Consider the following 25,440-nt stretch of genomic DNA (forward strand, 5'->3'; position numbering starts at 1 on the left):
CAGCGATTGCGAAGGGGGCTGAGGATGGTTGCTTACGTCGTCCTGCTCCTTGTCATGATCTATGGCGCGCTCATCGCGCTCGTCTACCTGAACCAGCATCGGCTGATTTACGCTCCACCCGTAACGCGCAACGATGTGCCTGCAGGGTTCGAGCGGGTGAGCTACACAACGCCTGACCGGCTGGAGCTGACCTCCGGCTACCGGCCGGCGCGCGAAGGCATGCCGACTATGTTGTTCTTCCACGGCAATGCCTCCAGTTGGCAGGCTTCCGCCATGGTGACCGATCAGCTTGCTGCGCAGGGATACGGCGTGCTCGCAGCGGAATATCGCGGTTATTCGGGCAATCCCGGCACGCCGTCGGAAGATGGCCTTTATCAAGACGCGCGGGGCGCTTGGCAGTATCTGCGCGAGGATCAGGGCCTTGCCGAGAGCGATATCGTGCTTGTGGGCAATTCCATCGGTTCGGGGGTCGCGGTGCAGCTTGCGACCGAAGTCCGCGCGCGGGCGCTCGTGCTGATCTCACCGTTCGACAGCCTTGAAGAAACCGCTTCGCGCAAGCTGCGCTGGTTGCCGGTGCGCATGCTTCTGACCGATCGCTACGCCAATGACGAGAAACTGCCCGAAATCGGCGAACCGATCCTGATCCTACACGGCGAAGCGGATTCGCTGATCGCGCTGGAGCAGGCGCAATCGCTAGCTTCGGTGCGCGATGATACGGTGATCGAGACCTATCCCGGTTGGGGGCACGACCTTGTAGTGCATGAGCCGGTGCAGGAGCGGATTGCGCAGTTCCTCAGCACCGCCGACGATCAGACGTAGCGCCAGATCCCCGCTGGCACATTGCCGATATGGATATGCGCATAAGTCGCGGCGAGCCATGCGGTGGTGCCGAGCAGCCAGAGTTTCCAGCCTGCTTTCGGCAACGCGCTCCATTTGGGCCAGTAGCTGGTCTTGCTTTCCCATTCGGCCCATGCCTCGCCCATCAGCGCTTCCTTCTTGCGATCCTGCAGCCGCGCACCGACGAGGGCGAGTATCAGGATCGCGAGCGCGACGACATTGGTGCGCCAGCTCCACCACATCACGATGTGTGAGACCGCCCAGAGCGCGATGCCCCACATCATCGGATGGCGCGTCACGAGTAAAGCGCCCGCAGGCTCCTTGCGGGCCGCCTTCTCCGCGCCGGGAGCGGGCAAGGCCGGATTGGCTATGAAGCTTCCGAGCAGCAGCACCATGGCGGGCAGGGTCAGCACAGTCGCGATGACCCATCCCACATCGCCGCTGCCACCGAGAGATCCGCTCTGCACTTCGCCAAAGACATGCGCCATCCAGGCAATCGCGGCAAAGGCCACGATCGAGTAGATGATGGTGAAGCCGAGCTCTCCCACTATCCGCACAATTGGCGCGCGCAAGGGATGCGAGAGCGCGAAATGCGTGCCGACGAAAGTGACGCTCGCGGCAATCAGCGATGTGAGTGCCGGATCCATCCTCTAGCGCCGATAGGCTGGCGGAAGCTGGCTTTCGTCCAGCGTACGATAGCGTTCGCGCAGCCGTGTCTGGTGGTTTTCCAGCGGCTGTTCAACGCCATCGATCCACACGCGGATCGGGGCAGAGCTCACTTCCAGCGGATCGCCATCCCACAGCACCAGATCGCCATGCGCACCATTTCGCAGCACGCCTTCATTGGCATGGCCGGCAATGCGCGCAGGCACCGATGTGATCGCGGCAAACGCCTCACCCCAGGTCAGCCCCGTATGTCCCGGCACATTGTTGATGCTGACCAGATTGCCCGCCATTTGCGGCAGATTGCGCGGGTGCTCTCCGCTGCTGTCATATTGCGCGATGGCGACGGTGACACCGGCATCGACCAAGCGGCCGACATTGCTCTGCGTGGCTGCAAGCTGTTCGAAGCTGGCGGGCAAGTCGCGCAGGGCAGCTGCGATCACCGGAATGCCCGACGCGGCGATCTGGTCTGCGACCATCCAGCCTTCTGTCGCGCCCACGATCACCATGTCGAGCGAGGGGAATTCCTCGCGCAGGGCAATCGCTGCGAGAATATCGCTCGCGCGTTCGACGCGGATATAGAGCTGCTGTTCACCGCGCAGGGCAGGCACCAGTGCGGCGGCATCGAAGCGGGAAAGCAGGACATCGCCCTCGCGCTCTGCCCGTCCTGCCAGACGCGGATCTATCGAGAGATCGTCGCCGCTGCGAACACGGCCATTGTCCGTCACCGTGCGCAGCCGACCCACCTCGTCAAGATCGGCTGCTTCGCGAAGGGCGTTGCGCAGCAGGGCATGCGAAGAGGTTCGGCTGCCACCGGCCAGTCGCGCCCCGCGTTCCCCCATTTCCACCATCTGGAAAGCGCGCGCTTCACGCACAGCGTCGAAATCGGCACCGAGATCGATGACCGCGCCTTGACCTGCAAAGATCGAAGAGCCTGCGCCCGGCGTAACGCTCGCGCGGGTGACGCCGCCCGCGCGGCTGTAGCTGAAATCCTGAGCCTGCGGATTGATGGCGGGCGCGACGTCAAGCGCCGCGCTGAAAGGAGAATCGTCCGCATCGATATCATTGCTCGACGAAACGGCCGCAACGTCCTCCAGTCCGATATTGGTAATCGAGGCGAAGATGCCGGGTGTCACCCATGCGCCCGTGCCATCGAGCACAGGCACGCCAGCGGGCACTTGCACGCCAGCGCCAGCAGCAATCACGCGGCCGCCGCGTACGACGACAGTGGCATTCTCGATCGGATCGCTGCCATCGCCTGTCGCAACGGTCGCGCCGGTGATGGCAATATCCTGTGCGGCGAGCGGGCTGGCGGCGAGCGCTATGGCCGAGGCGGCGAAAGTCAGGAGGCGCTTCATTTCACATCTCCTTCACCGGGCTGGCCAAGCTCGAAATCGCTCACCGGGCGCATCAGCGGATTGTTCATATCGTACATGAGAGCGCCGTCGATCCAGACCATTTCGGGGCGGGAATAAACGGAAAGCGGATCGCCGTTCCACAAGACGATGTCGGCCATTTTGCCGGCCTCTAGGCTGCCCGTCATCTCATCGATACCCATGGCGCGCGCGGCGTTGAGAGTGATCCAACCGATCACATCGGCATCGGAAATATCGAAGCCCATGCGGATGCCGTCTGCCTGCGCCTTGGCGGCTTCCTGATTGAGGCGCTGGATGCCATTCTCATCATCCGAGTGGATGACGACGCAGGCGCCCGCATTGTGCAATAGTGCAGCGTTTTCGGGGATCGCATCATAGGCTTCCATCTTGAAGCCATACCAGTCCGCCCAGACGGCCGCGCAGACATCGTGCTCTGCCAGAATATCGGCGATCTTGTACGCTTCGACGGCATGATGGAATGCGGATACCTGGTATCCAAACTCATCCGCCATATCGAGGACGAGCGCCATTTCATCGGCGCGGTAGCAGTGGTTCTGGATGCCGATCTCGCCATCGAGCACACCGGCGAGCGTTTCCATGGCGAGATCGCGGCCGGGATTGTCCCGCTCCATCCACGCCTGCGCTTCCATCCATGTCTCGCGATTGACCGCGAAATTGCCCATGCGCGTAGACGGCATGCGGCCGCGGCCACCGTAGACGCGCTTCGGATTTTCACCGCAGGCCATTTTCATCGAATAGGGCGCGCCGGGAAATTTCATGCCCTGGACCGTGCGGCTGGGCACGTTCTTGAGCGTTACAGAGCGGCCACCCATGAGGTTCGCCGAACCGGGGAGGATCTGCAGCGAGGTAATCCCACCATTGGCCAGCGCGCGGCTGAAGCCCGGGTCCTGCGGCCAGACCGAGTGTTCGGCCCAGACTTCAGGCGTAGTCGGGCTGGTCGCCTCATTGCCATCGCTATGCGCTGGAACGCTGGGCGAAGGGTAATCGCCGAGGTGCGAGTGGATGTCGATAATGCCGGGAGTTACAAAACGACCGGTGCCGTCGATTTCCAGATAGCCTTCGGGAATAGCGAGATTGGAATCGCCCACACCCACCACTTCGCCGTTCGCGAACAGCACCACGCCGTTCTCGATGCGTCCGCCAGCGCCATCGTAAATGGTCGCGCCGACCAATGCCGTCGGCACGCCCGGATAGCGTTCATAGGTAGACGCATATGGCTCGCTCGATGCGTCGCTTGCGGCAGGCGCAGCGGTGGTTTCGGGGCCGGTGGCGCCCGATGCCGCTGCGCAGCCGGTCAGCGCCAGCGCGATTATGCTCGTGAATGCGGCGGCTGGACCGCCTTTCCAATTGTGACGGTCCATTCGCTTCTTATCCCTTCACTTCGGGGTGGATGCCTGCGCCCTGCGCTTCGCCCGGCCCTTCGGACTGACCGGCAAGATCGTCGCCGACATTGTCGTCTGTCAGCTTGTCGAGATGCATCAGCTTCTTCACCAGCGGGCTGACGATGGTGACGAACACGCCGATGCCGACAGCCACAAGGCCCATGGCCCAATAGACTTCCAACGCGGCTTCGCGAGTCATGTCGCCGCCTTCGCCTTCACCCATGAGCGAGCCCATGAAGCCGGCGACGTAGTTGCCGCCTGCGGTGCCGAAGAAGAAGGCTGCCATCATCAGGCTGGCCATGTGACGCGCCGAGAGGCGGTTGATCGCCGAAAGGCCAACCGGGCTGAGGCAGAGCTCACCCGTGGTCGACAGCAGGTAGAAGAGGAACAGGAACAGCACCGGGGTCAGCAGCGCGCCGCTTTCACCCGTAACGCTGAACTGCTCTGCACCCCATACGAAGACCACGAAGGCGAGGCCCATCTGCACGATGCCGAGACCCATCTTGGCAATGGCGGAGGGTTCCCACCCGCCGCGCGCCATCCACTGCCATGCGGCGGCGAACAGCGGTGCGAGCACGATGATGTAGATCGGGTTGATCGACTGGAAGAATGTGGTCGGGATACCGCCGCGATCGACATGGCGATCGGTGTAGAGGTTCATCGAGCCACCGGCCTGTTCGAACAGCCCCCAGAAAAGCGGCATGAGCAGGATCACGAAGATCATCGCGAACACGCGGTCACGCGCATAGTTCTCGCTTTTCTTCGCTTCCATCGCGCTTGCTGCGATGACTAGGATGAGGCCCAGTCCGCCCACTGCGTTGGAAATCAGGCTCGTGCCGTTCTGGTAGAACATCAGTGCTGCCGCAACCAGCAGCGCAGCCACACCGCCGTAGAAGATGCCGGTGGTCGAGCCCTTGCTGACCGTGCCGTCTTCACCCGGCAGCTTGTACAGCGCCTGTTGGAGCACATAGCCGAGCAGCAGAATGCCCGAGAGCAGGAGAATCCAGCCGACAGTTTCCTGATACTGGATCAGCACCCAGATCACCGCAACACCGACAAGGCCGACGACATACAGCAGCCACTCGAGATTGAGGCCTGCTACCTTTTCCTTGAGCTTGGCAGGAACGGGCGATTCGCCATTGCCGCGCAGCAGCGATTTGCCGAGCACGAACACGACGAGGCCCAGCAGCATACCGAAGCCGGCAAGGCCGAAGCCCCATGCCCAGCTTACCGTTTCACCGATGTAGGCTGCGATCAGCACGCCCGTGGCCGCGCCGAGGTTAATGCCCATGTAGAAGATGGTATAGGCGCTATCGCGGCGAATATCGGTACGCGGATAAAGCTGGCCGACCATCACCGAGATATTGGCTTTCAGGAAGCCCGAGCCGACGATGATCAGCGCCAGAGCGAGCCAGAAGATGTTGACCGTGGAATCGTTGGCATAGCCCGAACCGTCCCCTTCAAATGCCATGAAGAAGTGACCTGCCGTCAGCAGCACGGCACCGAACAGTACTGCCTTGCGCTGGCCGAGGTATTTGTCAGCCAGCCAGCCGCCCAGCACCGGAGTGATGTAAACGAGGCTGGTGTATGCACCATAGATGAGGTTCGCATTGCTATCGTCGAAAAGCCAATGCTTGACGAGGTAGAGCGTCAAAAGCGCGCGCATGCCGTAATAGGAGAAACGCTCCCACATTTCGGCGAAGAACAGCATGTAGAGGCCCTTGGGGTGGCCCAAAACTTCGTCCTGCGGGCGCGTGATGGCAAAGGCGCCGCCAATAAGGAAGCCACCCAGCACTAGGACGGAGATCGCCGCCGCCCAGTCTGCATAATTCCACAGCGCAAGCTCTTTAAGTTCGGTCATATTGTGCGAATTCCCCGTGAAACATTTATCGGCTCTTCCCAAGCCTTCTTGATCGGGCCTCTCTGGCGAGGCCGCATTGCGCGGGCACACTAACGATTGTTTTACCAATGTGAAGCCGTTTCGGTTGCCCGCGAAACTATCCCGCCATCCCGGCTACGGGCCTTAGGCCTACTTGACCTGACACGCTGTATTATGGCAGTGATGCACCATCATGGCTGACACAAAACCCGTTTACCTTCGACTGCGCGAGCAGATTGCCGCCGCCATCATCGATGGGCGGTATGGTGAGGGGGAAATGCTCCCATCTGTGCGCGCATTCGCCGCAGAGCAGGGTGCCAATCCGCTGACTGTCGCAAAGGCCTACCAGCAATTCCAGGCAGACGGTCTCATCCGTGTGCAGCGCGGGGTGGGTATGTTCGTGCGCGAAGGTGCCTCGGCCAAGCTCCTGGAAAGCGAGCGGGACACGTTTCTGCAGGACGAATGGCCGGGCATTCGCCGAAAGATGACGCGTCTTGGCTTGTCGGTATCCGATCTGGTCGAAAACGCCTGATCGCAGCTATAACTCGGCTCCTGCCGACGCTCAGATGAAAAATTTTGTGAAATTTCAGTCGCGGGATTGCGCCGCGTGGCGTTGTCTGGCAATTTACATATGTAAATGCGCTTCTACTAAGCGCACCGATTGCAGTTGATGCGGGTCGCACCATCACCCGATCGGGGAGGTAACATGATCAGGTCCGAGCTACTTCAGGCGCTAAGTGCAGATAATCCAGATCTCAAACCCGAGGAGGTTGAGCAGGTTGTCGACATTTTCTTCGATGAAATCACCACGCGTCTGGCTGAAGGTGGCAGAGTGGAATTGCGCGGTTTCGGCACATTCACCACGCGCCAGCGCGAAGCGCGCACTGGGCGCAATCCGCGCACCGGCGAAGCCGTCGATGTCCCGGCAAAGCGCGTGCCTTACTTCAAACCGGGTAAGGAAATGCGCGAACGGCTGAATCCCAGCTAATCAGCATTACCGACAGACCGCAATTTGCGACGAATTGCGGAACACTTCGGCAGTTTCAGGGGTTTCTCTTGTAATTAAAGGAGATACCTCATGATTGGTAAGATTATCGGTGCAGTGGTCGGCGCACGCGCGGCCCAAAATGTTCGCAGTATCGAAGGCCCGGGTGGCGCAGTGCTGGGTGCACTTGCGGTACCCATCATTTCGCGTCTGCGACTTCCCACGCTGCTCGCACTTGGTGCGGGCGGATATTTTATCAAGAAAATGGCTGACAAGGAAAAGGCCGCCACTGGCACGCCTGTCGGCACCGGGACAACCTCCACGAGCTGATCCCGAGCCATAGGAATTAAGCCCGCCCTTGCTTCATGCAGCGGCGGGCTTTTTCGTTCGCCCAGCTGGTCGAATGCAGGAATCTGCGAGCATGGGCACCAAGGCGATTGCCTTCGTCCGCGCGATCCGTTTAGGCAGCTTGCCCAAGCGGGCGTGGCGGAATGGTAGACGCCGGGGACTTAAAATCCCCTGATCTTTGATCGTGTGGGTTCGAGTCCCACCGCCCGCACCAAGCTTTTCTGCCATTCTCGGCACAAGACGGGCAGCGCAGAAGTAGACTGACCCATGAGAAGAGGTAGTTTTGGTGTAACCGCGGTCAATCGGACACTCACGCTGAAACACTTCGCTCCAGCGCGACCATCGCCTCATCGATGCTCCGATCGGCGAGGTGGGTGTACCGTAGCACCATGGCAAAAGTTTTGTGTCCAGTGACCCTCTGAACAGCTGGGAGCGGCGCTCCTGACGCTACGAGCTTCGTTGCCGCCGTATGGCGCATAGTGTGGGGTGTTACCATTTCCGGCGAAAGACCTGCTGCCCGCACGGCGCGCTTGAAAGCACCATTGAACTCATTGACGTGCCCAGTGGCCGTTCTTGTCGATGGGAATATCCAGCCGTTGCGATCAGTTCTGCGCTCGCGCTCACGTCGCAACAGTTCCACGAGGGATTTCGTGAGCGGTTGTGTGCGGTCACCTGCCTTTGCCTTAGGCAGATAAAGACGGCAATTCTTCCAGTCGATGTGGTCGAAGCGTGCGGAGACAATCTCCGCTGAGCGCATTGCCGTACCCAATCCGAACTCGACGAATAGCCAAAGCAAGGGGTGGCTATCTCGCTTTGCAGCCTCAATGAGGAGATCACATTCGTGATCTGATAGAACTACCGTTCGTCCTTCCGGCTCTGCTAGTTTCACGATTGAGCAGGGTGTTCGGCGCAGCTTGCGTCTACGGACCCCCATGTTCCAGACGTGGCTGAGCGTCGCTAGATCGCGATTGACGGTTGAGGGGGACAGGCCGCTCTGCACCATCTCCTGGCAGTATCTCCCGATGTGTTCTTCAGAAATTGTTTCTAAGACAAGATGGCCGAGCTTGGGGACCAAGCGACGTTCAAGGTGGAGACGCTTCCGTTCGAGGTTCTTTCCGCCAGAGGCTTCGATCTCGTCCAAATACCAAGCCGCGAGTTCGGCGAACCGGAGTGGTGTTTGTCGACCTCTGGGAAGAGTGTCTAGACCGTCGCGGATGTCTGCTCTGATTTGATCTCGAACTTCAAGAGCTCTGGTGGCGTTCCAATTCTCGCTCTTGAGGCCCAGCACCCTTTTCACGCGCTTCCGTAGATATATGAAGGCGAGCGACCACTTCTCATCGCCGTCTACGAGCTTCTCAACCGTGATACCGTACTCAGTGAGGCGTTGCCCAGGCGCAAGATTGCGGCGGTTGGCTGGAGTTATGACTTGCAGCGTCAAGGCGTGATCACCTCAGATCCAGCTTGCGACGGCGGGTCGGCCGCGGCTTTTTGACCGGGGGCGCTGGTTCGTTCGGCAATCCAAGTTCGGCCGCAAGCGCGGCAATCGACTTGGTTAGCTCATCCGACAATCGGTTTACGAGCTTACCTGCGGCCTCTGACCATGCAGAAAGATCATCGGTTGTATCGTGATCGGGCATTGATCTGATGATGGAGGCCTCGAAGGATCGAAGAGGCGGCGCAAAATGCCGCTGGAAGTCGTCCTCCGCGTTGAGCCCCTGAACAAGTATGGCCTCTGCAGCCTGACTGATCGACATGTTCGAGACGATTGCCTTCTTCTCCAACCTTTCCATGGTCTCGTCAGTTAGCTTCGTCGCAAATGATCTCGTCTTGCCTCCGTACGGCCCTCGACGAGGCGCTCCCCTTGCCTTTTTCTCGCTCATTCTACACTTCTCCAAATTAATATCGAAAAGTGTATATTTTTTGTTGCCAAGTGCGTCAAGCAGGTTTAGGTGGCGCCTCACCGACCACGATGAGGAGAAGCAGCCAACCATGATGCAGCGACGTGTGAGAGAACGACAAATGATCGTCACGCCTGACGGAAGGATGACGCGCTCCCACGCTGCGAAGTATCTGGGGGTGGCTGAGCAAACCCTCGCCAATTGGCGCACCAAGGGACGAGGGCCAAAGTCGTTTCGTTTGGGCGGGAAGGTATTCTACCGTCTGACAGACGTACAGGCTTTCATCGATGAGACGATGCAGGGTCAGTAGTGCAACCGGTTGCAATTTCACCATCGATGCGAAGTGCGGATGACCTCATTCGATTGATTGCGGCAGGCAGTCTTGATCCGGCAAGCGTTACCGTCGAGGAAGAGACTTCCATGATGAGGTCTTTCCGCGCGAAAGAGAGAAAGCTACACGACCGGCTGGTAGATGCGTTGGCAAATGGCCGAGGTAGGATTGCGCGCAAGGAAAGCGAAAGACTTCGGCGCAGCTTGTCTACACGGTACCTAGCTCTCTGGCGGGAGAAACCCCGCACGCTGGCGGATCGGCCGAAGGACCCGCAATTGAAACGAGCAATCACGCGGGCAGAGCGCATCCGTCAAATCCTTACTTTGCTGAACCGCGTGGGCCGTCTCAGCGAACCAGCATGTGCGGTGGTCTACGCTAAGCCCAAAAAGAGAAATCAGTCTTTTCGCGATGTACGCGCACCGAAGCCTTCGCTCACGAGCGGCGGTACGCTTGATCGACGCGTAATCTTCAAGTTCGGCTGGACGCAATCAGGCGCGCCAGCGCCTGATTGCGTCCAGCCTCAAACCATTCGCAAACTACCACCCCTCCCAGTACATGTTGACGGGGCGTGGGCGGTCGGCGGTTTGCGAGTATCTGCGCCAAGAGGTTCCGAACCTCTCAGCAGACCATGTGTTTATGCAGGTAGATGTCAAAGATTTCTTCGGCTCTATCAGCTCAGCATGGATAGAAGGCCGTTTCCGTCTGGCGGAAGCAATCATTCGGCGTCAAATGCACTCCGGTGAGATGCGTATTCTCATGGACAGAAGGGCTAGGGCCTACCTTCCAGGTGGCGAACTAAATGAACGGGTCCGGCGCGTGTTACCACAGGGGTCGGCGTTGTCTCCGCTGGTTGCCGAAATGGCGATGGCCGAAGTGCTGGAGGGACTGGCTGACCACCTCCGCTGCACCTTGGTCGTCACCTACTCGGACAATTTGGGTATCTTTCTACCCGCAGCGCAGGCGGCTGCTATTGAGGACTGCCTTCGGAACGCCTTCGGCGTTTCCGGCGTCGGACCGTTCGAACTAACATTCTCTCGCCCGATACCGATTGCAGACGGCTTTTCATTCCTCGGTCATATCTGGAAGCTCGAAGCTGGAGAACTGCACACATTCGTTGATGAGCAGGTGGCCAATATGAGAGCAATCGTGCTTCGGACGCAACTTCTCAACTGTCTGACACATAACGATCTGAGCCGCGTCCGCTCCCGTATCTTCGGGCAAGCCAACGAATGGAAGTTTTGGCCAGGCATTGCAGCTTGGAAGTCGGGGTTGCTCTTAGATTTAGAGCGAGCGCGGGAAGGATTGGCGGCTCGGTCAGCAGCTGACTGCCTCGCGGCCTAAGTTGGGGCACCACAGTACCGATTGACCGTGGATTTTGAGATGGCGAACTCATCCATCGTCTCGCGTATTGTCGCGCGGTTTTGTTCGCGCCACTCCCGGACCGCCGATGGGTCTGCAGCCAGAGGTCTGCCTAGGCTCGCCTTGCCTCGATGCGTTTTGCCGGTTTCGCTGAGTGCTTTGCGCGCGGCTGCTCTGCCTGCCTCGCATCGCTCACGGATGCGTTGCCGCTCCATGTCAGCGATCTGTGCAAGCACCGCTACGATAAGCTCGCCGACACCCTTGCCAATCGGTCCAAGCCCTAGCACGTCAAGCATGATGCCCTCTTCTAGCAAGCGGCGCACAGTCGCTTGAACGTCGAGGGCATCGCGCCCTAACCGATCGAGTGCATAAACGCACACGGTGTCGCCATCTCGAACGTAAGACAGCAACTCCCCGAAGCCTGGCCGCGCGGCGGCCAGCGTGGCACCGCTAATCCCCTCGTCATAGAACTCACGATCGAACGGCCCAGCCAAAGCACTGCGCTGAGCTTCGACACTCTGCGCACCAGTGGATACGCGATAATAGGCGATACGGCTCATTCAATTCTCCAGGCCCCAAAAGTTACCTCGTCTGTTTTGGGCACCCCAAAACAATGATTGCCTATCTTATGGGCCATTGGGGTCAAGCCGATTTACTGGATCCAAAAGTTACAATTTCTGCGACCAGACTTCGCGCTGCCCTGCACATATACGGGCGGTTATTCCGAATGTATGGGAAGATATTCGCGCGTATATCTCGCGTAAATGCACGCATATACGAACATTTCCCTTGCCATAAACCGCCACATATGCGTTCATAGTGTCTGATCGAATCGGTTGAAATTGTGAGACGGAGTGGTGCAACATGGTTGAATCGGCGGAGAAACATGAGAAGTTTCTGGAACTTGCGGAGGGGCGAACCAATAAGGCCTTGCTTGCCATTGGTAGGATCGGGAATCTCTCGAACCGTTCGCTCTATGAGTGGGAAGAAGCTGAGCTCCGCAAGATGATTAAGGCGCTCAAGGATGCCATCTCAGAAGTGGAAAACCGCTTTGCATCTCCGAAGGGAAAAGCGAATGCCAAGTTCAAGTTCTGAAACAGACACCGCGATTGACGCGGATTTCCTTCTCCCGGAGAATATTCCAATCGATCCGGAGGCGACCCTGAACCAGCTTACGGGGCGCTTCCGCTCCTTGCGTGATGGCCTCGCAGAATTGATCAAGAATTCTAAGGATCAGTATTCTCGCCTCGGAATTTTCGAACCTGAATGGCGGCAAATCATTGTCGCTCTCAGCACAACAAAAAAGACGCTAGCAGTAATCGATTTCGCTGGCGCACCATCTCGCAATTTTGAGGGGTGGACTAAGTGGTCAGATCCTTCGGCTGGCCAAGTTGATCTCGCGTCCGACATTGAAGCCGGTCATGGGAACGGCGGGAAGGCGTTTATGGTCCGAGGGGCTACGAGGCGCGCGTTCCTCGACTCCACTTACGAAGGAAGGCGAACCAAGAAGGGCTTTGTGAACGACCAGCCGGGTCAGCGCTATCGCCCTGGCTTCGGGGTCGAGGATGGCCAAATTCTAGATGATGTGTCGAACGCAACTCCCACCGAAACGCTGGAACAAATTCTCCGATTGGTAGGAGCCGACCTCGATGATCTTCCGGAGCCCGCAAAAGCGGCCTACGCCAATAGGAATGCATACACCGCGGCGTATGTGGAGGAAGTTGAAGATTGGCAGCGCAGGAATAAGCGCAAGCTTAGAAGTGCAGCTGCCGCAGAGATCGCTGAGATAATCAGCACTCATGGCCAAACCTCTATGACAATTGAAACCTGCCACGTTTGGGTGCTCGTGGATGGGAATATATATGGCGGCGGCCCCATTCGGCCGGCGCTCATCGAGCCATTTGCTGGATTTGAAGAGCCACGGATATTCGACATTCCGGATGTCCTGCCTGACCCCGAAACTGGCGAGGCTGTCAATATCCTCGAAGGTCAAGCTGGTGATGCGTACCTCAGCCTCCATGCGAGCGCAAAGCAACTTCAGATCTCGCAAGAGACACGCGCCAAGAATGTCATACGGGTCTGGAATAACCGCAACAATGTAGCGACGTGGCCCCTTCAAACATTACACCGGGTGAGCGCAGCTAGCTTCATCTTCGGCGAACTCCGATGCCCTTCGCTTTTAGGTGAGCATCTAGCCGGAGCCGATCGATTGCATCTGAATGACACCGCTCTGGTTCGAGCCCTTGAGCACTGGGCGGGAGAGAAGGTGCAAGAACTTGCGAACGATCTCCATCAAGCAATGGCCGAGAAAACAAACCCCAAAGACCGCGAGAAAGCCCGCAGCGCGCTCAACAACATAAGGAATCTGATGCGTAGATACTTGGAGTCTGACGCTTCCGGTAGCTCTGAAGATAATGGTCAGGACGGCGCGCATGATGGGAATGGAGATGAAGGAGATCAGGAGTATCGCGAGCCAATAAAGTACGGACAACGGGTTGATGAAATTTTGCTTGAGCGCAACCGCAATGATATTTCGCTTATCCGTGGAACGGCCGTGCCATTGCTTTTTAGTTGCATCGAACATGATCCTGAGACGATGGAGAGCCGTTCCGTGCGTAACGCTCCCCTCAAATTTGCTTGCGAACCAGCGGATCAATTCGAATTCGACGAGAACGGAATGCTGGAGGCAAAATACGCTGGTCTGGGCAAGATTTGGTTAGAAAGCTTTGATGGTTCTGTCACATCGAATGCTGTCCAAGTGTGGGTCGCAAATGCAACGGACGTAACGATGGAACCATTGCCTACGGTTCTGAAACAAGGTGAAAAACGCCAACTTCACTTCACATTCGAAACAGATTCAGGGCCCTTGGATGGAGTGCTGGTGGAGGCCGAGGTCCACCATTCTGCGATGGGGCGAATTGGTAGGCATGGGAAGTTTACGGCAGGCCAAGAGGAAGGTGAGGCGAAGGTCCGTGTCCGCTTCGGCGATGATGACGAAGCTTTCCGAGACTTCGTCGTTGAGGTCGGATCTGAGCGAATGCCGCCACCCGAAGGCAAGGCCGACGCCGGAAGCGATGTCCCAGAGATCCTATTTTGCGGCGATGAGGCGCCTGGCATGAATGAGTTTCCTCCCGAGCAGCGCACAGTCACTGGGGGGCCAGAATTGCCCACGATCATCGAAGATCCGCTATTTTCGAATGTCGTTTGGATCAATCCAGCCAGCAAAGAGGCTCTCCGCGTAAGAAGGACTGGGGGCGGCTCAAGCGGAGTAGGCCGGGTCACGTCGCGGACGTTTATCCATTTCGTTGCGCTTAAATGCTTCGATATCCTCAAGCGTCTCTATGTCCGCCAGCAAATCGCAGGCAGCATGGTGACGGAGTTTCAGTATATGCAAGCGGCTACCGAAGCCGAGATGGAGTGTGCAGACTTCATCGATGCGGCTTGGGAGCTTGGCGACCAGCTGCTGTCGAAGGAAGGTCTCGCCGATGCCTAAGATCCAAGCCGCCAGTCTTACAGCTGCACAAGAGATCCTACTCGGTGCATACACCATTGATAGCGCGGGGGAGCGTGAATTCTCAGAATGGGACCTCACGGTTGCGACTTGGCAACGCAATCCCAATCGCTTTGGATGCCGGGGTTACGAGTCGAATTATCCGGACCACAAGCGCGTGATGATGGAGATAATGGGCACGACGAAAAAGGATAATCCCTTGAGGCGTGGGTGGCTGGAGAAGGTGAGGCCAAACACCTATCGACTGACGGACCTCGGCATTTCTGAATCCGAACGTCTAATGCAAGTCCGGGATGGAGCCGATCCTTCATCGACGCGATCACCTCAGGCCATTTATGATGCAGTGGCTCCTCTCTATAAGAGCACGGTCTTTCGAAAGCACAGCCGCGATCCAGAAGAACCAAGAATGTGGCTCGGGGCGGCTTCATTTCTGCAGATGACAAAGAGTGATCCTCAGCACCTCGAAGATCGCCTTCGCGCAACAAAGGCTGCGATTGATAATGCAATTGCTTGGCTCGACGAGAACGATACCGATCATATCAATCGAGGTGTTTCTGGCGGCAGTGAAGCTATCTCGAAGAAGAGTTTGCTGCAGCTGGAAGAATTTTACGAGACGATAAAAAGCAGATTTTCCGGACAGATCAACGTGTTGCTACAATCGAGACGTTAGAGACGCATGACGCGTAGGATAGCCTACCCTCTAGCTTGCTATCCCGTCTTCATATGCATCAAGATCAAGTCTGTTCGCTGACCTTTTGTTGCCGATGCTTCGATGCGTGAGGCACTTTCGTTGGCCCACAATTCTCAAACTCCGAGATATAAACCCCGTCACAGCTTGCGACGATTTCAGAGGGAGAAAATCTTCCGATCGAATGTGTCGTGTAAGCCCAGTCTGCCTCAATCGAAAGCCACTTTCTTTCGAGGGACTGAGCGACAGATCCCGTTGTGTTGCTCCCCGCGAAAGGATCGAGGACCAAATCGCCCTCATCGGTGAGGAACCGAACGAAAAACTCGACAAGTGATGAAGGCATTCTAGCAGGGTGAATTTGCGCTCCTCTCGCCAGGCAAAACTTCCTATAGTCATCGCTAGAAAGTGTGTTTGCGGCCTTTAAGAGGTTTGTGTTTTGCTCAAGATATTCAGCGAAGCCGTTCGGGGTGATTAGTCGATCCAGAGAGGGTACAGCATCCATCCCGCCGACGTTTGGTGGTATTGCCCCCTGGTTGTCAGTCTTGAAGCTATCCGCGCCAATGTTGTGCTCGGAGGGTCTCCCTCCCGCGTTATATTTTCCTGTCTCAATGAGACGCTTCATGCTCGGGCTATACTCCCGTAGCACTTTCCGATTGTCTGCTTTGGGACGAGTGACTGGTGACATCCACCAAATACGAGTGAAGGCATCTTTCACCCGGGATCGCTCCTTATTCACCCACTCGATCGGAGAAGGAAGGCGTGCAGGGTTATACCAGATGAACTCCTGACAAAGGTGGAGGTCACCCTTCTTTAAGAAGCTAAGGAAGGCTTCCAGCACGTGAGTTGACATGACCGGCTCGCCGGGCATCCACGCATTTCCGATCTCGATGACGATAGAACCATCGTCGGTGACCATCTCGCGCAAGAGTGGCGCAAATTGCGCGAACCAATCGATGTATTCCTGCCCTTGCAGGTTGCCATAACTCTTCTTGGTGTTCAGCGGGAATGGAGGCGACGTAAAGGCAAGCTGAACCTTGCCCTTAAATGCCTCAAACGTCTTGGATTGCAGCAACTGAAGGGAGTCTGCGCAGTAAGCCGCCCCCAGTTCGGTTTTGTAGACCGGCGCAGTGGTGTGTCGACCTTGCTTGGGCTCGGGATCGATCTCAATTTGGTGCGTTTCGTCCCAATTCGACATTCTAATTCCTGAGCGACCATTCTGTCTAACTGAACATTGACACCCGCCGGACCTTACCGGTGGCAACTCGCCGAACGCAATGCTTTCAGACGGAAGCCTCACAGCTCATTACTCACCTACTGTCAAGTGGTGCTGTGAAGAGGGGAGGTGACGATAGCCACATTCGCACCAAAGAGGCTGAGGCGTGGTCCGCGATCCTTTGCGGGGTCACTCCTCCGTTTCAGAGCCGGAGATGGGTGGGAAATAGAACGCCCACGACAGGCCGTAGTCGATAATGGTGCGCAGGAGAATAATGCATAGTAGGCAAAGGGCAGTCCAAAACGACCATCCATGGATGCCTTTGACGATGATGACATCTATGACAATTATCAGAATAATCGTAATGACGTTTATGGCCGCCCATTTCATTTCGGCTTTTTGAGCATTTGAACCGGCGATACCAGCCGTCGCAAAGACGCCCCAGACACAATCAATCCCTAGCAGTGTGACAACGCCGAACAGAAACGTCCTTGCATCATCAGCGTGCGCTGCGAGAAAAACGAAGGCGCAACCCTCCCCAAAGAGAACGAGAAAGTCGAAGAAAACCGCCCAAGACTTAACTCGCGTGCTGGCGCTCTGTTCGACATACGTCGCATATAGATGTCGCACTGCCCCATGATAGAAGGGGATGATAAGCGCAATGAAGGCCAAGAAATTTGCTAGGTGGATAGGGGAAATGAGGACCCCGGTATTGGCCGCAGCACCATTTTCGTTGGGCGCAAATGCGTTATACACACCAATCGTTAGCGCGACGCCAACCACAACATTGTAAAGCTCGCACAGTTGTTTAACCGAATTGGCCCTTGCCTCTCTCGCGTTGACGACAGGAGTTTTCATGCCCCCCTCCATTCTCGAAACTTTCCCTCCAAATGGCCGCGACATTATCTATCTCGGCGGTCCCTATACCCATTCAGACCAAGCGGTGAAGGTCGATCGATACGAAAAGGTGACCAAGGCTGCCGCCCATCTGATCGAGAAGAAACTCATTGTCTACAGTCCACTAACTATGACCCATCCGATTGATGTGATTATGGCTGGTGAGGGAGAAACTTTGGGCTCAGATTATTGGGTCGCTTTCGATGAAGCCTTTATGGAACATTGCTGCGGGATGATCGTGCTTCAACTTCCCGGCTGGGACCAAAGCAGTGGGGTGAAGAGAGAGGTGGAGTTTTTTCAAGATAAAGGGCTGCCCGTTATTTTCCTCCAGCCCCAAGAGATAGGGGTTTAGCAGTTATTGGCCCACTGAAGCTAATTGCCAAACACGTTGCAACCGGTTGCAAAGGGGGGCGTGAACCGCCCCCCTTATGTCAACCGCAGTAAGGGGTAATTTTGGTGTAATTGCCCAAGGGAACTTGCAACAAATGTGGGTATCAATCGGTAATCGATGAGGACCCCAAGTTTCCAGCTTGTCGCCGAAATTCGCCACGGATGGGGCTCAGACGGAACGATCGGGATTGCGCGGTAATCCCCCGCGGCGAGACTTAAAATCCCCTGATCCTATAGATCGTGTGGGTTCGAGTCCCACCGCCCGCACCAGAAGTAAAATTGCCAGTAAGGATTACCTGCGGCATTTGCTGAGCCTGACCGTCTGAATTGATCATCCAATGCTTGCTATCTGTTTTCCCACAGGAAACGCGGACTGAAAGGCCCGCTCGACATGATTGGGGAAAGCGATGGCCGAGCAATTACGTCACGAAACAGAAGCCTATGATTTGGTCGAGCGGCCTGCCAAATCGGCTGAGCAGCGGCGGGCCAAGCGCTATACGCTGCTGATCCGTGCTGCGAAGCTGGTCACGCCCAATGGCGAATTCCTCGGCGTTATCCGGGATGCTTCCGAAACGGGTATCTCGATGCGTATATTCCATCGCATGCCCGATTGCGGCTCGATCTGGCTCGAGTTGCAAAATGGCGATCGCTATGGCGTGGAGCTGAGATGGCAGGATGGCGACCGCGCCGGTTTCCGCTTTGCATCGCCTGCCGATATCAAGCGCATTATCGAGAGCCCTTCGCGATTTGAGAAACGCCCCGTCCGCCTCAACCTCACCGCGGCGGCAGAAATCGAATGTCAGGGCCACCGCGAATATGCGACCATCCAAGATATTTCGCAGCAGGGCGCCAAAGTCGCATGCTCCAGCAGTTTCGCAACCGATCAGCGGGTGAAGCTAAGCGCAGCGGGCCTTCCCGGCACCTGCGCGAAAGTGCGCTGGCGGCGCGAAGGTACTTGCGGGCTGGTGTTTGAGGAAACGCTGCAATTCGGCGAATTGGCGCGGATCGCTCGCGATTTGCAACGACGCAGTTGAAGGCTCGCTGCGGTAGCGAATTAACCATCCCCTAACCATTTTCGTTCACTCCCGGTCAGGACCAACAACCGGGGGCTTTCATGTCGCAATCCATCACGCCTGACACCGTAAAACAGACAGGCGAAATCAAGGTCGATGTGGCCATTATCGGCGCAGGGCCGGCAGGTCTGACGGCTGGATATCTGCTGACGAAAGCGGGCAAGAGCGTCGCGATCATTGAAAAAGATGCGACCTATGTGGGCGGCATCAGCCGCACGGTTGAGCACGAAGGCTACCGCTTCGATATCGGCGGTCACCGCTTTTTCTCCAAGAGCCAACAGGTCGTGGATCTGTGGAATGAAATCCTGCCCGACGATTTCATCCAACGCCCGCGGATGAGCCGCATCTATTACGAAGGTAAGTTCTACTCCTACCCGCTGCGCGCGTTCGAAGCGCTGCGCAATCTTGGCTTGTGGCGCAGCGCGATGTGCATGCTGAGCTATGGCAAGGCGAAGGCCTTTCCCAATCGCGATATCAAAAGCTTCGAGGACTGGACGAGCAACCAGTTCGGCAAGAAGCTCTATTCGATCTTCTTCAAGACCTACACCGAGAAGGTGTGGGGCATGCCGTGCAATGAAATGAGCGCGGATTGGGCGGCACAACGCATCAAGGGCCTCTCGCTCTGGAGCGCAGTTGTTGATGGTCTGAAGCGTTCGCTCGGCCTCAATAAATTGAACGATGGCAGCGGTAAGCAGGCCAAGACTCTGCTCGAAACCTTCCGTTATCCGCGTCTTGGCCCCGGCATGATGTGGGAAGCTGCGCGCGACAAGATTATCGCCAGCGGCCATGGCCAGGTCATCATGGGGCATGAGCTGAAACAGCTCGCCGATGATGGCAATGGCGGCTGGCGCATGACGGCCAGCGGACCCGAAGGCGAGGTGGTGATCAATGCCGCACACGCGATCAGCTCTGCGCCGATGCGGCAGCTGGGCGCGCGTCTGCATCCGCTACCTGAGACAACGATCAACGCCAGCAATCTCAAATATCGTGACTTCCTGACGGTCGCGCTGATGATCAAGTCTGAAGACCTCTTCCCCGACAACTGGATCTACATCCATGACGACAAGGTGAAAGTCGGCCGGGTGCAGAACTTCCGCAGCTGGTCGCCCGAAATGGTCCCGGACGAGGATGTCGCCTGTGTCGGGCTCGAATACTTCTGCTTCGAAGGCGATGGCTTGTGGTCGATGAAGGACGACGACCTTGTCGAGCTCGCCAAAAAGGAAATGGACATCCTCGGCCTCGTCTCGCCCGACAAGGTAATCGGGGGCGCAGTGGTGCGGCAGGAGAAAGCCTATCCCGTCTATGACGAGGATTATGCGGCCAATGTGGATGCCATGCGCGAGGAGCTGGAAGCCAAGCACCCGACGCTGCATCTGGTCGGCCGTAACGGCATGCACCGCTACAACAATCAAGATCACGCCATGATGACCGCCATGCTGACGGTGGAGAACATCGTGGCTGGCGAGCGGATCTACGACACGTGGTGCGTCAATGAAGACGCCGAATATCACGAGGCAGGCGACGAAGGCGCTGAAGCCAGCCTGCCATCACGCGGTGTCACAGCCGATCAGGCTGCTGCGCTGAACTCGCTCCGCGATGTGCCGCAGCGTGTCGGTGACAAGGAAGCCGCCTGACCATGATCGCCGCTTTCCAGCGACTGACCGACTGGCGCTTCGCCCGCTATTTGCTCGCGAGTGTAGGTGCGCTGGCGGTGGATGTAGGCACATTTCTGGCGCTGCTTTCCATGGGCATGTGGGCGGCGGGCGCTTCGGCGGTCGGGTATTCGCTGGGCATCGTCGCGCATTGGCTGATGAGCAGCCGCGCGGTCTTCATCGGCAATGTCGCTGAGCGCGGTGCCGAGCGGACGCGGCAGAAGGTGCTGTTCGTTATTTCGGCTCTGGTCGGGCTTGCCCTGACCACCGCGATCGTATGGGCCGGCGATGCGAGCGGCATGGATCCGCGCCTTGCCAAGCTTGCCGCGATCGGAGTGAGCTTTTTCGCAACTTGGCTACTGCGCAGCCGCGTCGTTTTCCGCTAAGCACCTTCCGCTATGGTACAGAGAGGGGCAGATCGTGGTGCGCTGATGCGCTCGGCATGGGCGGTGCTGGCCGTCTGGGCGATCTATTGCGCCGTGCGCATCGCCATCCAGCCGCTGCTCGGCTGGGAGCCTGTCGGACCCGATGACTGGACTCGCCTTCTCGAAGTGCGTGCGCTTCTTGACGGACAGAGCTGGTGGGATGTCACGCAATACCGGATGAACCCCCCTGACGGGTTTTCCATGCATTGGTCGCGGCTGGTGGATTTGCCGCTGGCTCTTTTCATCACCCTGTTTGGCGAGCGCTGGGGCATGGCGCTGGTGCCGCTGTTCTGGCTGCTGCCCGTGCTTTTCGCGCTGCGATCCATCATGCTGCGGCTGGGCTTCTCCAATGCGGCGATGGGCTTCGGCCTCGTTATCCTGCCGCTATTCCCGCTGCTGCCGGGCAATTTCGCGCCGATGCGGATCGACCATCATGCACCGCAGGCGGTCTTTGCGCTGGCGACGGCCGCGCTGATGCTTTCGCCGCGCCGGTGGGGAGCGGTGGGGGCAGGCGCGATGGCGGCAATCTGGCTGACGATTTCGATCGAAGGCCTGCCGCTCGTCGCAATGGTGGCCGCGCTCTATGGCCTGCAATATATCGCGGAGGAGCGGCGGATCCTGCCATGGTTCCTGCTCTCGCTGACCGTTTGCGCCGCCCTGCTGGCGTTCAGCACGCGCTCCAATCTGGAGCTTTTCGGCATCTATTGCGACATCCTGCGCCCCGGCCATATCGCGAGCTTTGGCGTGGCGGCGCTGGTGGCGGGTATGGTGCCTTTCCTGCCGTTCCAGCAGCATGCAGCCGGGCGCACAGGCGCGCTTGTGCTTATTCCGCTGGCGACTCTGCCCTTTGCTTTCAGCTTCCTTGGCGAATGCGCGAGCAATCCGATGGCTGGGCTCGACCCGGTGCTGGCGAGCTGGTGGCATGGGTACATAACCGAAGGCCTGCCGTTCTGGAAACAGCCGGTATCGGCCGCCGCAATGCTGATCTGGACCCTGATCCCGCTAGTCGGCGGTTTCTGGCTCGCTGCACGCGGAGGAGCCTTTGCGGATGGCGCGGGGATGGGCTGGGTGATGCTGTTCGTGCTGGCACTGTCGGCATGGGGATACAGCCTCTTCATCATGCGCGCGGCGGTGATCGCACAATTGCTCATCATCCCGTTTGCGGCCGTCACTTTGGCGCTGCTGCTTCCACAGGCGCGCGCGATACCCTCGCTCCTTCCCCGCCTCGGCGCGACGCTCGGCTGCATCTTCCTCGCGACACCTGTGTTCGTGAGCGCGCTCACCAAGCCGCTCGATCCGCTTTTTCCCACCCCGACCATGGCGCGCGGAGCAGCGGCGCCCATTGCTGCGGGTGAATGCGATTTTGCAGAGCTCGATGCGCTGGAGCCGGGGCTCCTTCTCGTCACTATGGACAGCGCGCCCGAAATTCTCGGCCAGACCCGGCACAGCGTTGTTGCGGCAAGCTATCACCGCAATCAGCAACCGATGGTGGCGACGATCAACGCCTTTACCGGCGAGATCGAAGAGGCACAGGCCATTATCGCAAACTACGACGTCGATTACGTGGTCGCCTGCCTCTCAGCCGGTGACCTCGGCCTTTATCGCACCGCTTCGGATGATAATTTCGCCAATGCTCTCGCGACCGGCGAGGTGCCGAATTGGCTCACGCCCGCTGCCGGTTTCGAAAGCGGAGTCTTGCGCGTTTACCGGGTCGATTAAGCTGGCCGGAACTCCATCGCCACACCGTTGATGCAGTGGCGGTGGCCGGTCGGGCGAGGGCCATCGTTGAAGCGATGCCCCAGATGCCCGCCGCAATCGGCGCAGTGCTCTTCGGTGCGTGGATAGCCGAGGTTGTAATCGGTCGAATAGCCGACTGCGCCGCTATCGATCGGCTGCCAGAAACTCGGCCAGCCGGTGTCGCTGTCGAACTTATGCGCGCTGGAGAACAGGCGATTGCCGCAGCCCTGGCAGTGATAGGTGCCGCGCCGCGTCTCGTCATTCAGCGGCGAGCTGTAAGGGCGTTCGGTTGCCTCTTCGCGCAGGACGCGGAATTGCATGCGCGTCAAACGCCGACGCCATTCGGCCTCGCTGTAAGACACGGGGAAGTTCTGCCGCGCTTGCGCTTCGCTGCCTCCGCAGGCGGAAATGACGGGAAGTGATGCGCCAGCCCCCAGCCAGGCGAGGGCGGAGCGGCGGGTAATCTTTGTATCGGCCATAACATGGACTCTATGCTGTCGGTGTCGAACGGTTCCTGAACACACCCAGCAGAGCTGAAAGAGGACCACGCCGCAACGCGCCGCGCGGGCCCGATTTCATCACGCGGCGGCGGAACATGCCCGCACCCGTGCGCACGAATATCGCCACCCACATCGCCTGCCAGCCAAGCGCCAGCAGATGCGGCCACAGCGTTTCCTCCACCGCCGCCCGCGCCACCATGGCGAAAGGCGAACTCAGCGGGAATGCCATGGCACTATATTCGATGATCCCCCCGCGATCGGTTACAACCAGGCTGGCGAAAAAGAACACGAGGATCTGGAACATGGTGGCGGGCATGGAGAGCGTCTGCACTTCGCGCACCGTCGTGGCGAGCGAGCCGACCGCCAGGAAGATCGAGCCAAGAAGCAAATATCCCATTGCGAAATAAGCGGCGAAGAGCGCGAAGAACATCGGCCAGCCGACACCCGGATTGGCAAAATCGGAAAGCGACATGCCGCCTGCGTAAAGAATGCTCGCGCCCGCTCCGCCCCACACAGCGATACCGACGACGGAGATGCCGAGCATGGCAAACAGCTTGCCCAGAAACACTGCATCCATTGGAATGGCAGCGGCGAGGATTTCGATGATCTTGTTGCCCTTCTCCTCGACGAGGTTGGAGAGCACCATGCTGGCGAGCAACATGATGAGCAGGAACAACAGCACCTGTCCGCCCTGCGCCGTGCGCAAACGGCCGGTGTTCTCCTGCGCGCCGCTGGTCACAACCACGCTTGTGCCCACAGGCGGTGCGGTGGGCATCGCGCCGTCGCGGGCATATCCTGCAACCATGCCGACCGTCCCCTGCCAGCGCGCGATGCGCCCTTCGGTAGCGGTGAGCACAGGCGCATCGAGAGTGCCGGTAACAACAGCGGCCAGACTGCCTTCTGCGGTCTCAAGCACGCTGCGTGCGTCAAAATCCTCACCCGCCTCCAATCGCTCCAGCTCCACCATCGGCGGCACTGCGCCCGGAAGCTGGTTCGCCATAGCACTGCGGGCCGCAAGCATGGCGTCGACATCCTCGCCTTCCATGGCGATGCCGACATCGGCGACCATCGCCTCGCTCTGCACCTGCGCACCAACGCCGCCCGCAAGGCCCATGACCACGACAGGAAAAAGCGGGCCGAGCAGGAAGAAGATAAAGGCGCGGCTGAACAGGATGGCGGTAAAATCGCGTCGCGCGATGACAAAGGCTGCGCGCCACATGGAGAGGCGTCCGCCGGTTTCGATGGCCGACTGGCTCATGCTTGCTCTCCTGCGTTTTGCGAGACCATGTTGCGCGCGGCGGCTTCACCGGCGATGGCGACAAATGCATCGTGCAGGCCAGCGCGCTCGATACTGAGCGAGAGAATGCCTGCGTCTCCTTCGATCAATGCCTTGAGCAGTGGTTCAACGCCGGACGCAGGCAGCGGGAATTGCCAGAAGTCGCCCACGCGCCGCGCATCATCGGGCAGGGCAGCAAGCCAGCGGCCGTCGCGTGCGCGGGTCTCCAGTCGCACTTGTGCAGGGATCCTGTCGCGCGCGACTTCGACGCTTCCCGCGTAGGGGACTTTGCCTCCCGCAATGATGGCCACGCCTTCACACAGGCGCTCTGCATGGTGGATTACATGAGTCGAGAAAATTACGGTCGTGCCTTTGTCCGCCAGATTGCGGATCAGCACTTCCAGCTTGCCCTGATTGATCGCATCGAGACCGCTAAAAGGCTCGTCAAACACGACCAGCTTGGGATCGTGCACCAAAGTGCCGAGTAATTGCACGGTCTGTGCCATACCTTTGGAAAGCTGGCGAATCTGCTTGTCGATCGCGTGACCTAGGCCATGCTCTTCAAGCAGCTGCTTGGCCCGCTCGCGACCTTGTGGCAGCGGCACACCGCGCAGCGCTCCCATGAAAGCAATCGCTTCATAGCTTTTCATTGAAGGGTAAAGGCCACGCTCCTCGGGCAGGTAGCCGATCCGGCGGGCGACATCCTGCGGATCGTCTGCACCCAGGATGCGGCGATAACCCGCATCGGGATCGATGATGCCCAGCAGCATGCGCAGCGTCGTCGTCTTGCCCGCACCATTGGGGCCGAGCACGCCGTAGATCGCACCTTCCGGAATGGCGATATCGACGCCGTCCACCGCCAGCGTCTGGTCGAAACGTTTGACGAGGCCGCGCGCCTCGATCGCCAGCGGGCGCGGATCGCCTGCACCAGCGTTTTCGCTCGAATTGAATTCACCTGTCGCCATATCCATGCCGAAGCCGCTACACGCATAGGATGAA

26 protein-coding genes and 1 tRNA gene are annotated in these 25,440 nt (G+C 58.5%); 15 read left to right on the forward strand and 12 right to left on the reverse strand.

Annotated features, from left to right (window positions below):
• Positions 1–24 precede the first annotated feature (24 nt).
• Positions 25–819: an alpha/beta hydrolase gene (locus tag O2N64_RS04875; protein ID WP_271079155.1), complete on the forward strand. Its 795-nt coding sequence runs from the start codon at positions 25–27 to the stop codon at positions 817–819.
• Here the strand turns inward: O2N64_RS04875 and O2N64_RS04880 are convergent.
• From O2N64_RS04880 to O2N64_RS04895, 4 genes are read right to left on the reverse strand one after another with little or no spacing between them, the layout of a single operon-like run.
• Positions 810–1,484 (reverse strand): NnrU family protein, encoded by a 675-nt coding sequence (locus O2N64_RS04880; RefSeq protein WP_271079156.1) that lies wholly within the window; start codon positions 1,482–1,484, stop codon positions 810–812. The genes O2N64_RS04875 and O2N64_RS04880 overlap by 10 nt on opposite strands.
• Positions 1,485–1,487: 3 nt before the next feature.
• A complete protein-coding gene (locus tag O2N64_RS04885) occupies positions 1,488–2,858 on the reverse strand; it encodes an amidohydrolase family protein (protein WP_271079157.1) in 1,371 nt (456 codons plus the stop codon).
• Entirely contained in the window at positions 2,855–4,258 is a 1,404-nt protein-coding gene (locus O2N64_RS04890) for an amidohydrolase (RefSeq protein WP_271079158.1), read from the reverse strand. The genes O2N64_RS04885 and O2N64_RS04890 overlap by 4 nt, the downstream gene beginning before the upstream one ends.
• A gap of 7 nt (positions 4,259–4,265) precedes the next feature.
• Positions 4,266–6,140 (reverse strand): peptide MFS transporter, encoded by a 1,875-nt coding sequence (locus tag O2N64_RS04895; RefSeq protein ID WP_271079159.1) that lies wholly within the window; start codon positions 6,138–6,140, stop codon positions 4,266–4,268.
• A 211-nt stretch (positions 6,141–6,351) separates the two neighbouring features.
• On the opposite strand from O2N64_RS04895, the gene O2N64_RS04900 reads away from it, so the two are divergent.
• From O2N64_RS04900 to O2N64_RS04915, 4 genes are all read left to right on the forward strand, one after another.
• A complete protein-coding gene (locus O2N64_RS04900) occupies positions 6,352–6,690 on the forward strand; it encodes a GntR family transcriptional regulator (protein WP_271079160.1) in 339 nt (112 codons plus the stop codon).
• Positions 6,691–6,864: 174 nt separating this feature from the next.
• Positions 6,865–7,146, forward strand: a complete 282-nt coding sequence (locus O2N64_RS04905) for an integration host factor subunit beta (protein ID WP_271079161.1) — start codon at positions 6,865–6,867, stop codon at positions 7,144–7,146.
• A 90-nt stretch (positions 7,147–7,236) separates the two neighbouring features.
• On the forward strand, positions 7,237–7,473 hold the full coding sequence (locus O2N64_RS04910; protein WP_271079162.1) for a hypothetical protein: 237 nt from the start codon (positions 7,237–7,239) through the stop codon (positions 7,471–7,473).
• A gap of 147 nt (positions 7,474–7,620) precedes the next feature.
• Positions 7,621–7,705: transfer RNA gene (locus tag O2N64_RS04915), tRNA-Leu, on the forward strand.
• Between the two features lie 96 nt (positions 7,706–7,801).
• On the opposite strand, the gene O2N64_RS04920 is transcribed toward O2N64_RS04915, so the two are convergent.
• Both O2N64_RS04920 and O2N64_RS04925 read right to left on the reverse strand, forming a co-directional pair.
• Positions 7,802–8,929, reverse strand: coding sequence for a tyrosine-type recombinase/integrase (locus tag O2N64_RS04920; protein WP_271079163.1), 1,128 nt, complete (start codon positions 8,927–8,929; stop codon positions 7,802–7,804).
• Between the two features lie 7 nt (positions 8,930–8,936).
• Positions 8,937–9,371 carry a hypothetical protein gene (locus O2N64_RS04925; protein ID WP_271079164.1) on the reverse strand — a complete coding sequence of 145 codons (435 nt, stop codon included), beginning with the start codon at positions 9,369–9,371 and terminating at the stop codon, positions 8,937–8,939.
• 109 nt (positions 9,372–9,480) lie between these two features.
• Here O2N64_RS04925 and O2N64_RS04930 point away from each other — a divergent pair, with 109 nt between their 5' ends.
• Positions 9,481–9,699 (forward strand): helix-turn-helix transcriptional regulator, encoded by a 219-nt coding sequence (locus O2N64_RS04930; protein ID WP_271079165.1) that lies wholly within the window; start codon positions 9,481–9,483, stop codon positions 9,697–9,699.
• A gap of 576 nt (positions 9,700–10,275) precedes the next feature.
• Positions 10,276–11,061 carry a reverse transcriptase domain-containing protein gene (locus O2N64_RS04935; RefSeq protein WP_271079166.1) on the forward strand — a complete coding sequence of 262 codons (786 nt, stop codon included), beginning with the start codon at positions 10,276–10,278 and terminating at the stop codon, positions 11,059–11,061.
• Here the strand turns inward: O2N64_RS04935 and O2N64_RS04940 are convergent.
• Positions 11,058–11,639 carry a recombinase family protein gene (locus tag O2N64_RS04940; RefSeq protein WP_271079167.1) on the reverse strand — a complete coding sequence of 194 codons (582 nt, stop codon included), beginning with the start codon at positions 11,637–11,639 and terminating at the stop codon, positions 11,058–11,060. The genes O2N64_RS04935 and O2N64_RS04940 overlap by 4 nt on opposite strands.
• A gap of 304 nt (positions 11,640–11,943) precedes the next feature.
• Here O2N64_RS04940 and O2N64_RS04945 point away from each other — a divergent pair, with 304 nt between their 5' ends.
• The 3 genes from O2N64_RS04945 to O2N64_RS04955 are packed head-to-tail and all read left to right on the forward strand — an operon-like array spanning position 11,944 to position 15,260.
• Entirely contained in the window at positions 11,944–12,174 is a 231-nt protein-coding gene (locus tag O2N64_RS04945) for a hypothetical protein (RefSeq protein WP_271079168.1), read from the forward strand.
• The gene (locus tag O2N64_RS04950) at positions 12,155–14,572 is read left to right on the forward strand and encodes a hypothetical protein (protein WP_271079169.1); all 2,418 of its coding nucleotides are present in this window, start codon (positions 12,155–12,157) and stop codon (positions 14,570–14,572) included. Before O2N64_RS04945 ends, O2N64_RS04950 begins: the two co-directional genes overlap by 20 nt.
• Positions 14,565–15,260: a hypothetical protein gene (locus tag O2N64_RS04955; RefSeq protein ID WP_271079170.1), complete on the forward strand. Its 696-nt coding sequence runs from the start codon at positions 14,565–14,567 to the stop codon at positions 15,258–15,260. The genes O2N64_RS04950 and O2N64_RS04955 overlap by 8 nt, the downstream gene beginning before the upstream one ends.
• Positions 15,261–15,324: 64 nt before the next feature.
• Here O2N64_RS04955 and O2N64_RS04960 read toward each other — a convergent pair whose 3' ends face one another.
• Together O2N64_RS04960 and O2N64_RS04965 are read right to left on the reverse strand one after the other, a co-directional pair.
• A complete protein-coding gene (locus O2N64_RS04960) occupies positions 15,325–16,473 on the reverse strand; it encodes a DNA-methyltransferase (RefSeq protein WP_271079171.1) in 1,149 nt (382 codons plus the stop codon).
• A gap of 207 nt (positions 16,474–16,680) precedes the next feature.
• Positions 16,681–17,349, reverse strand: coding sequence for a hypothetical protein (locus O2N64_RS04965; RefSeq protein ID WP_271079172.1), 669 nt, complete (start codon positions 17,347–17,349; stop codon positions 16,681–16,683).
• Here O2N64_RS04965 and O2N64_RS04970 point away from each other — a divergent pair.
• The 5 genes from O2N64_RS04970 (at position 17,348) to O2N64_RS04990 (ending at position 22,647) form a co-directional block, all read left to right on the forward strand.
• On the forward strand, positions 17,348–17,740 hold the full coding sequence (locus O2N64_RS04970) for a DUF1937 family protein (RefSeq protein WP_271079173.1): 393 nt from the start codon (positions 17,348–17,350) through the stop codon (positions 17,738–17,740). The genes O2N64_RS04965 and O2N64_RS04970 overlap by 2 nt on opposite strands.
• Before the next feature lie 445 nt (positions 17,741–18,185).
• Positions 18,186–18,812, forward strand: coding sequence for a PilZ domain-containing protein (locus tag O2N64_RS04975; RefSeq protein WP_271079174.1), 627 nt, complete (start codon positions 18,186–18,188; stop codon positions 18,810–18,812).
• 80 nt (positions 18,813–18,892) lie between these two features.
• Entirely contained in the window at positions 18,893–20,485 is a 1,593-nt protein-coding gene (locus O2N64_RS04980) for an NAD(P)/FAD-dependent oxidoreductase (protein WP_271079175.1), read from the forward strand.
• A gap of 2 nt (positions 20,486–20,487) precedes the next feature.
• Positions 20,488–20,889: a GtrA family protein gene (locus O2N64_RS04985; protein WP_271079176.1), complete on the forward strand. Its 402-nt coding sequence runs from the start codon at positions 20,488–20,490 to the stop codon at positions 20,887–20,889.
• 12 nt (positions 20,890–20,901) lie between these two features.
• On the forward strand, positions 20,902–22,647 hold the full coding sequence (locus O2N64_RS04990) for a hypothetical protein (RefSeq protein WP_271079177.1): 1,746 nt from the start codon (positions 20,902–20,904) through the stop codon (positions 22,645–22,647).
• On the opposite strand, the gene msrB is transcribed toward O2N64_RS04990, so the two are convergent.
• Genes msrB through O2N64_RS05005 form a run of 3 tightly spaced genes read right to left on the reverse strand, consistent with a single transcriptional unit; the run spans position 22,644 to position 25,412 of the window.
• Positions 22,644–23,144 carry a peptide-methionine (R)-S-oxide reductase MsrB gene (gene msrB / locus O2N64_RS04995; RefSeq protein ID WP_271079178.1) on the reverse strand — a complete coding sequence of 167 codons (501 nt, stop codon included), beginning with the start codon at positions 23,142–23,144 and terminating at the stop codon, positions 22,644–22,646. The two genes, O2N64_RS04990 and msrB, sit on opposite strands and share 4 nt — an antisense overlap.
• A 10-nt stretch (positions 23,145–23,154) precedes the next feature.
• Positions 23,155–24,423 (reverse strand): ABC transporter permease, encoded by a 1,269-nt coding sequence (locus tag O2N64_RS05000; protein ID WP_271079179.1) that lies wholly within the window; start codon positions 24,421–24,423, stop codon positions 23,155–23,157.
• On the reverse strand, positions 24,420–25,412 hold the full coding sequence (locus O2N64_RS05005) for an ABC transporter ATP-binding protein (RefSeq protein ID WP_271079180.1): 993 nt from the start codon (positions 25,410–25,412) through the stop codon (positions 24,420–24,422). Before O2N64_RS05005 ends, O2N64_RS05000 begins: the two co-directional genes overlap by 4 nt.
• Positions 25,413–25,440: the final 28 nt, after the last annotated feature.

The organism is Aurantiacibacter sp. MUD61, from assembly GCF_027912455.1.
In the GTDB taxonomy this organism is placed as follows: domain Bacteria; phylum Pseudomonadota; class Alphaproteobacteria; order Sphingomonadales; family Sphingomonadaceae; genus Alteraurantiacibacter.

Coding starts and splice junctions, on each gene's coding strand:
- O2N64_RS05000 (WP_271079179.1), bottom strand. CDS start 24,423: ATGAGCCAGTCGGCCATCGAAACCGGCGGACGCCTCTCCATGTGGCGC.
- O2N64_RS04930 (WP_271079165.1), top strand. CDS start 9,481: ATGATGCAGCGACGTGTGAGAGAACGACAAATGATCGTCACGCCTGAC.
- O2N64_RS04885 (WP_271079157.1), bottom strand. CDS start 2,858: ATGAAGCGCCTCCTGACTTTCGCCGCCTCGGCCATAGCGCTCGCCGCC.
- O2N64_RS04895 (WP_271079159.1), bottom strand. CDS start 6,140: ATGACCGAACTTAAAGAGCTTGCGCTGTGGAATTATGCAGACTGGGCG.
- O2N64_RS05005 (WP_271079180.1), bottom strand. CDS start 25,412: ATGGATATGGCGACAGGTGAATTCAATTCGAGCGAAAACGCTGGTGCA.
- O2N64_RS04940 (WP_271079167.1), bottom strand. CDS start 11,639: ATGAGCCGTATCGCCTATTATCGCGTATCCACTGGTGCGCAGAGTGTC.
- O2N64_RS04950 (WP_271079169.1), top strand. CDS start 12,155: ATGCCAAGTTCAAGTTCTGAAACAGACACCGCGATTGACGCGGATTTC.
- O2N64_RS04945 (WP_271079168.1), top strand. CDS start 11,944: ATGGTTGAATCGGCGGAGAAACATGAGAAGTTTCTGGAACTTGCGGAG.
- O2N64_RS04905 (WP_271079161.1), top strand. CDS start 6,865: ATGATCAGGTCCGAGCTACTTCAGGCGCTAAGTGCAGATAATCCAGAT.
- O2N64_RS04965 (WP_271079172.1), bottom strand. CDS start 17,349: ATGAAAACTCCTGTCGTCAACGCGAGAGAGGCAAGGGCCAATTCGGTT.
- O2N64_RS04990 (WP_271079177.1), top strand. CDS start 20,902: ATGGTACAGAGAGGGGCAGATCGTGGTGCGCTGATGCGCTCGGCATGG.
- O2N64_RS04910 (WP_271079162.1), top strand. CDS start 7,237: ATGATTGGTAAGATTATCGGTGCAGTGGTCGGCGCACGCGCGGCCCAA.
- O2N64_RS04980 (WP_271079175.1), top strand. CDS start 18,893: ATGTCGCAATCCATCACGCCTGACACCGTAAAACAGACAGGCGAAATC.
- O2N64_RS04925 (WP_271079164.1), bottom strand. CDS start 9,371: ATGAGCGAGAAAAAGGCAAGGGGAGCGCCTCGTCGAGGGCCGTACGGA.
- O2N64_RS04880 (WP_271079156.1), bottom strand. CDS start 1,484: ATGGATCCGGCACTCACATCGCTGATTGCCGCGAGCGTCACTTTCGTC.
- msrB (WP_271079178.1), bottom strand. CDS start 23,144: ATGGCCGATACAAAGATTACCCGCCGCTCCGCCCTCGCCTGGCTGGGG.
- O2N64_RS04890 (WP_271079158.1), bottom strand. CDS start 4,258: ATGGACCGTCACAATTGGAAAGGCGGTCCAGCCGCCGCATTCACGAGC.
- O2N64_RS04985 (WP_271079176.1), top strand. CDS start 20,488: ATGATCGCCGCTTTCCAGCGACTGACCGACTGGCGCTTCGCCCGCTAT.
- O2N64_RS04875 (WP_271079155.1), top strand. CDS start 25: ATGGTTGCTTACGTCGTCCTGCTCCTTGTCATGATCTATGGCGCGCTC.
- O2N64_RS04975 (WP_271079174.1), top strand. CDS start 18,186: ATGGCCGAGCAATTACGTCACGAAACAGAAGCCTATGATTTGGTCGAG.
- O2N64_RS04970 (WP_271079173.1), top strand. CDS start 17,348: ATGCCCCCCTCCATTCTCGAAACTTTCCCTCCAAATGGCCGCGACATT.
- O2N64_RS04955 (WP_271079170.1), top strand. CDS start 14,565: ATGCCTAAGATCCAAGCCGCCAGTCTTACAGCTGCACAAGAGATCCTA.
- O2N64_RS04900 (WP_271079160.1), top strand. CDS start 6,352: ATGGCTGACACAAAACCCGTTTACCTTCGACTGCGCGAGCAGATTGCC.
- O2N64_RS04960 (WP_271079171.1), bottom strand. CDS start 16,473: ATGTCGAATTGGGACGAAACGCACCAAATTGAGATCGATCCCGAGCCC.
- O2N64_RS04935 (WP_271079166.1), top strand. CDS start 10,276: ATGTTGACGGGGCGTGGGCGGTCGGCGGTTTGCGAGTATCTGCGCCAA.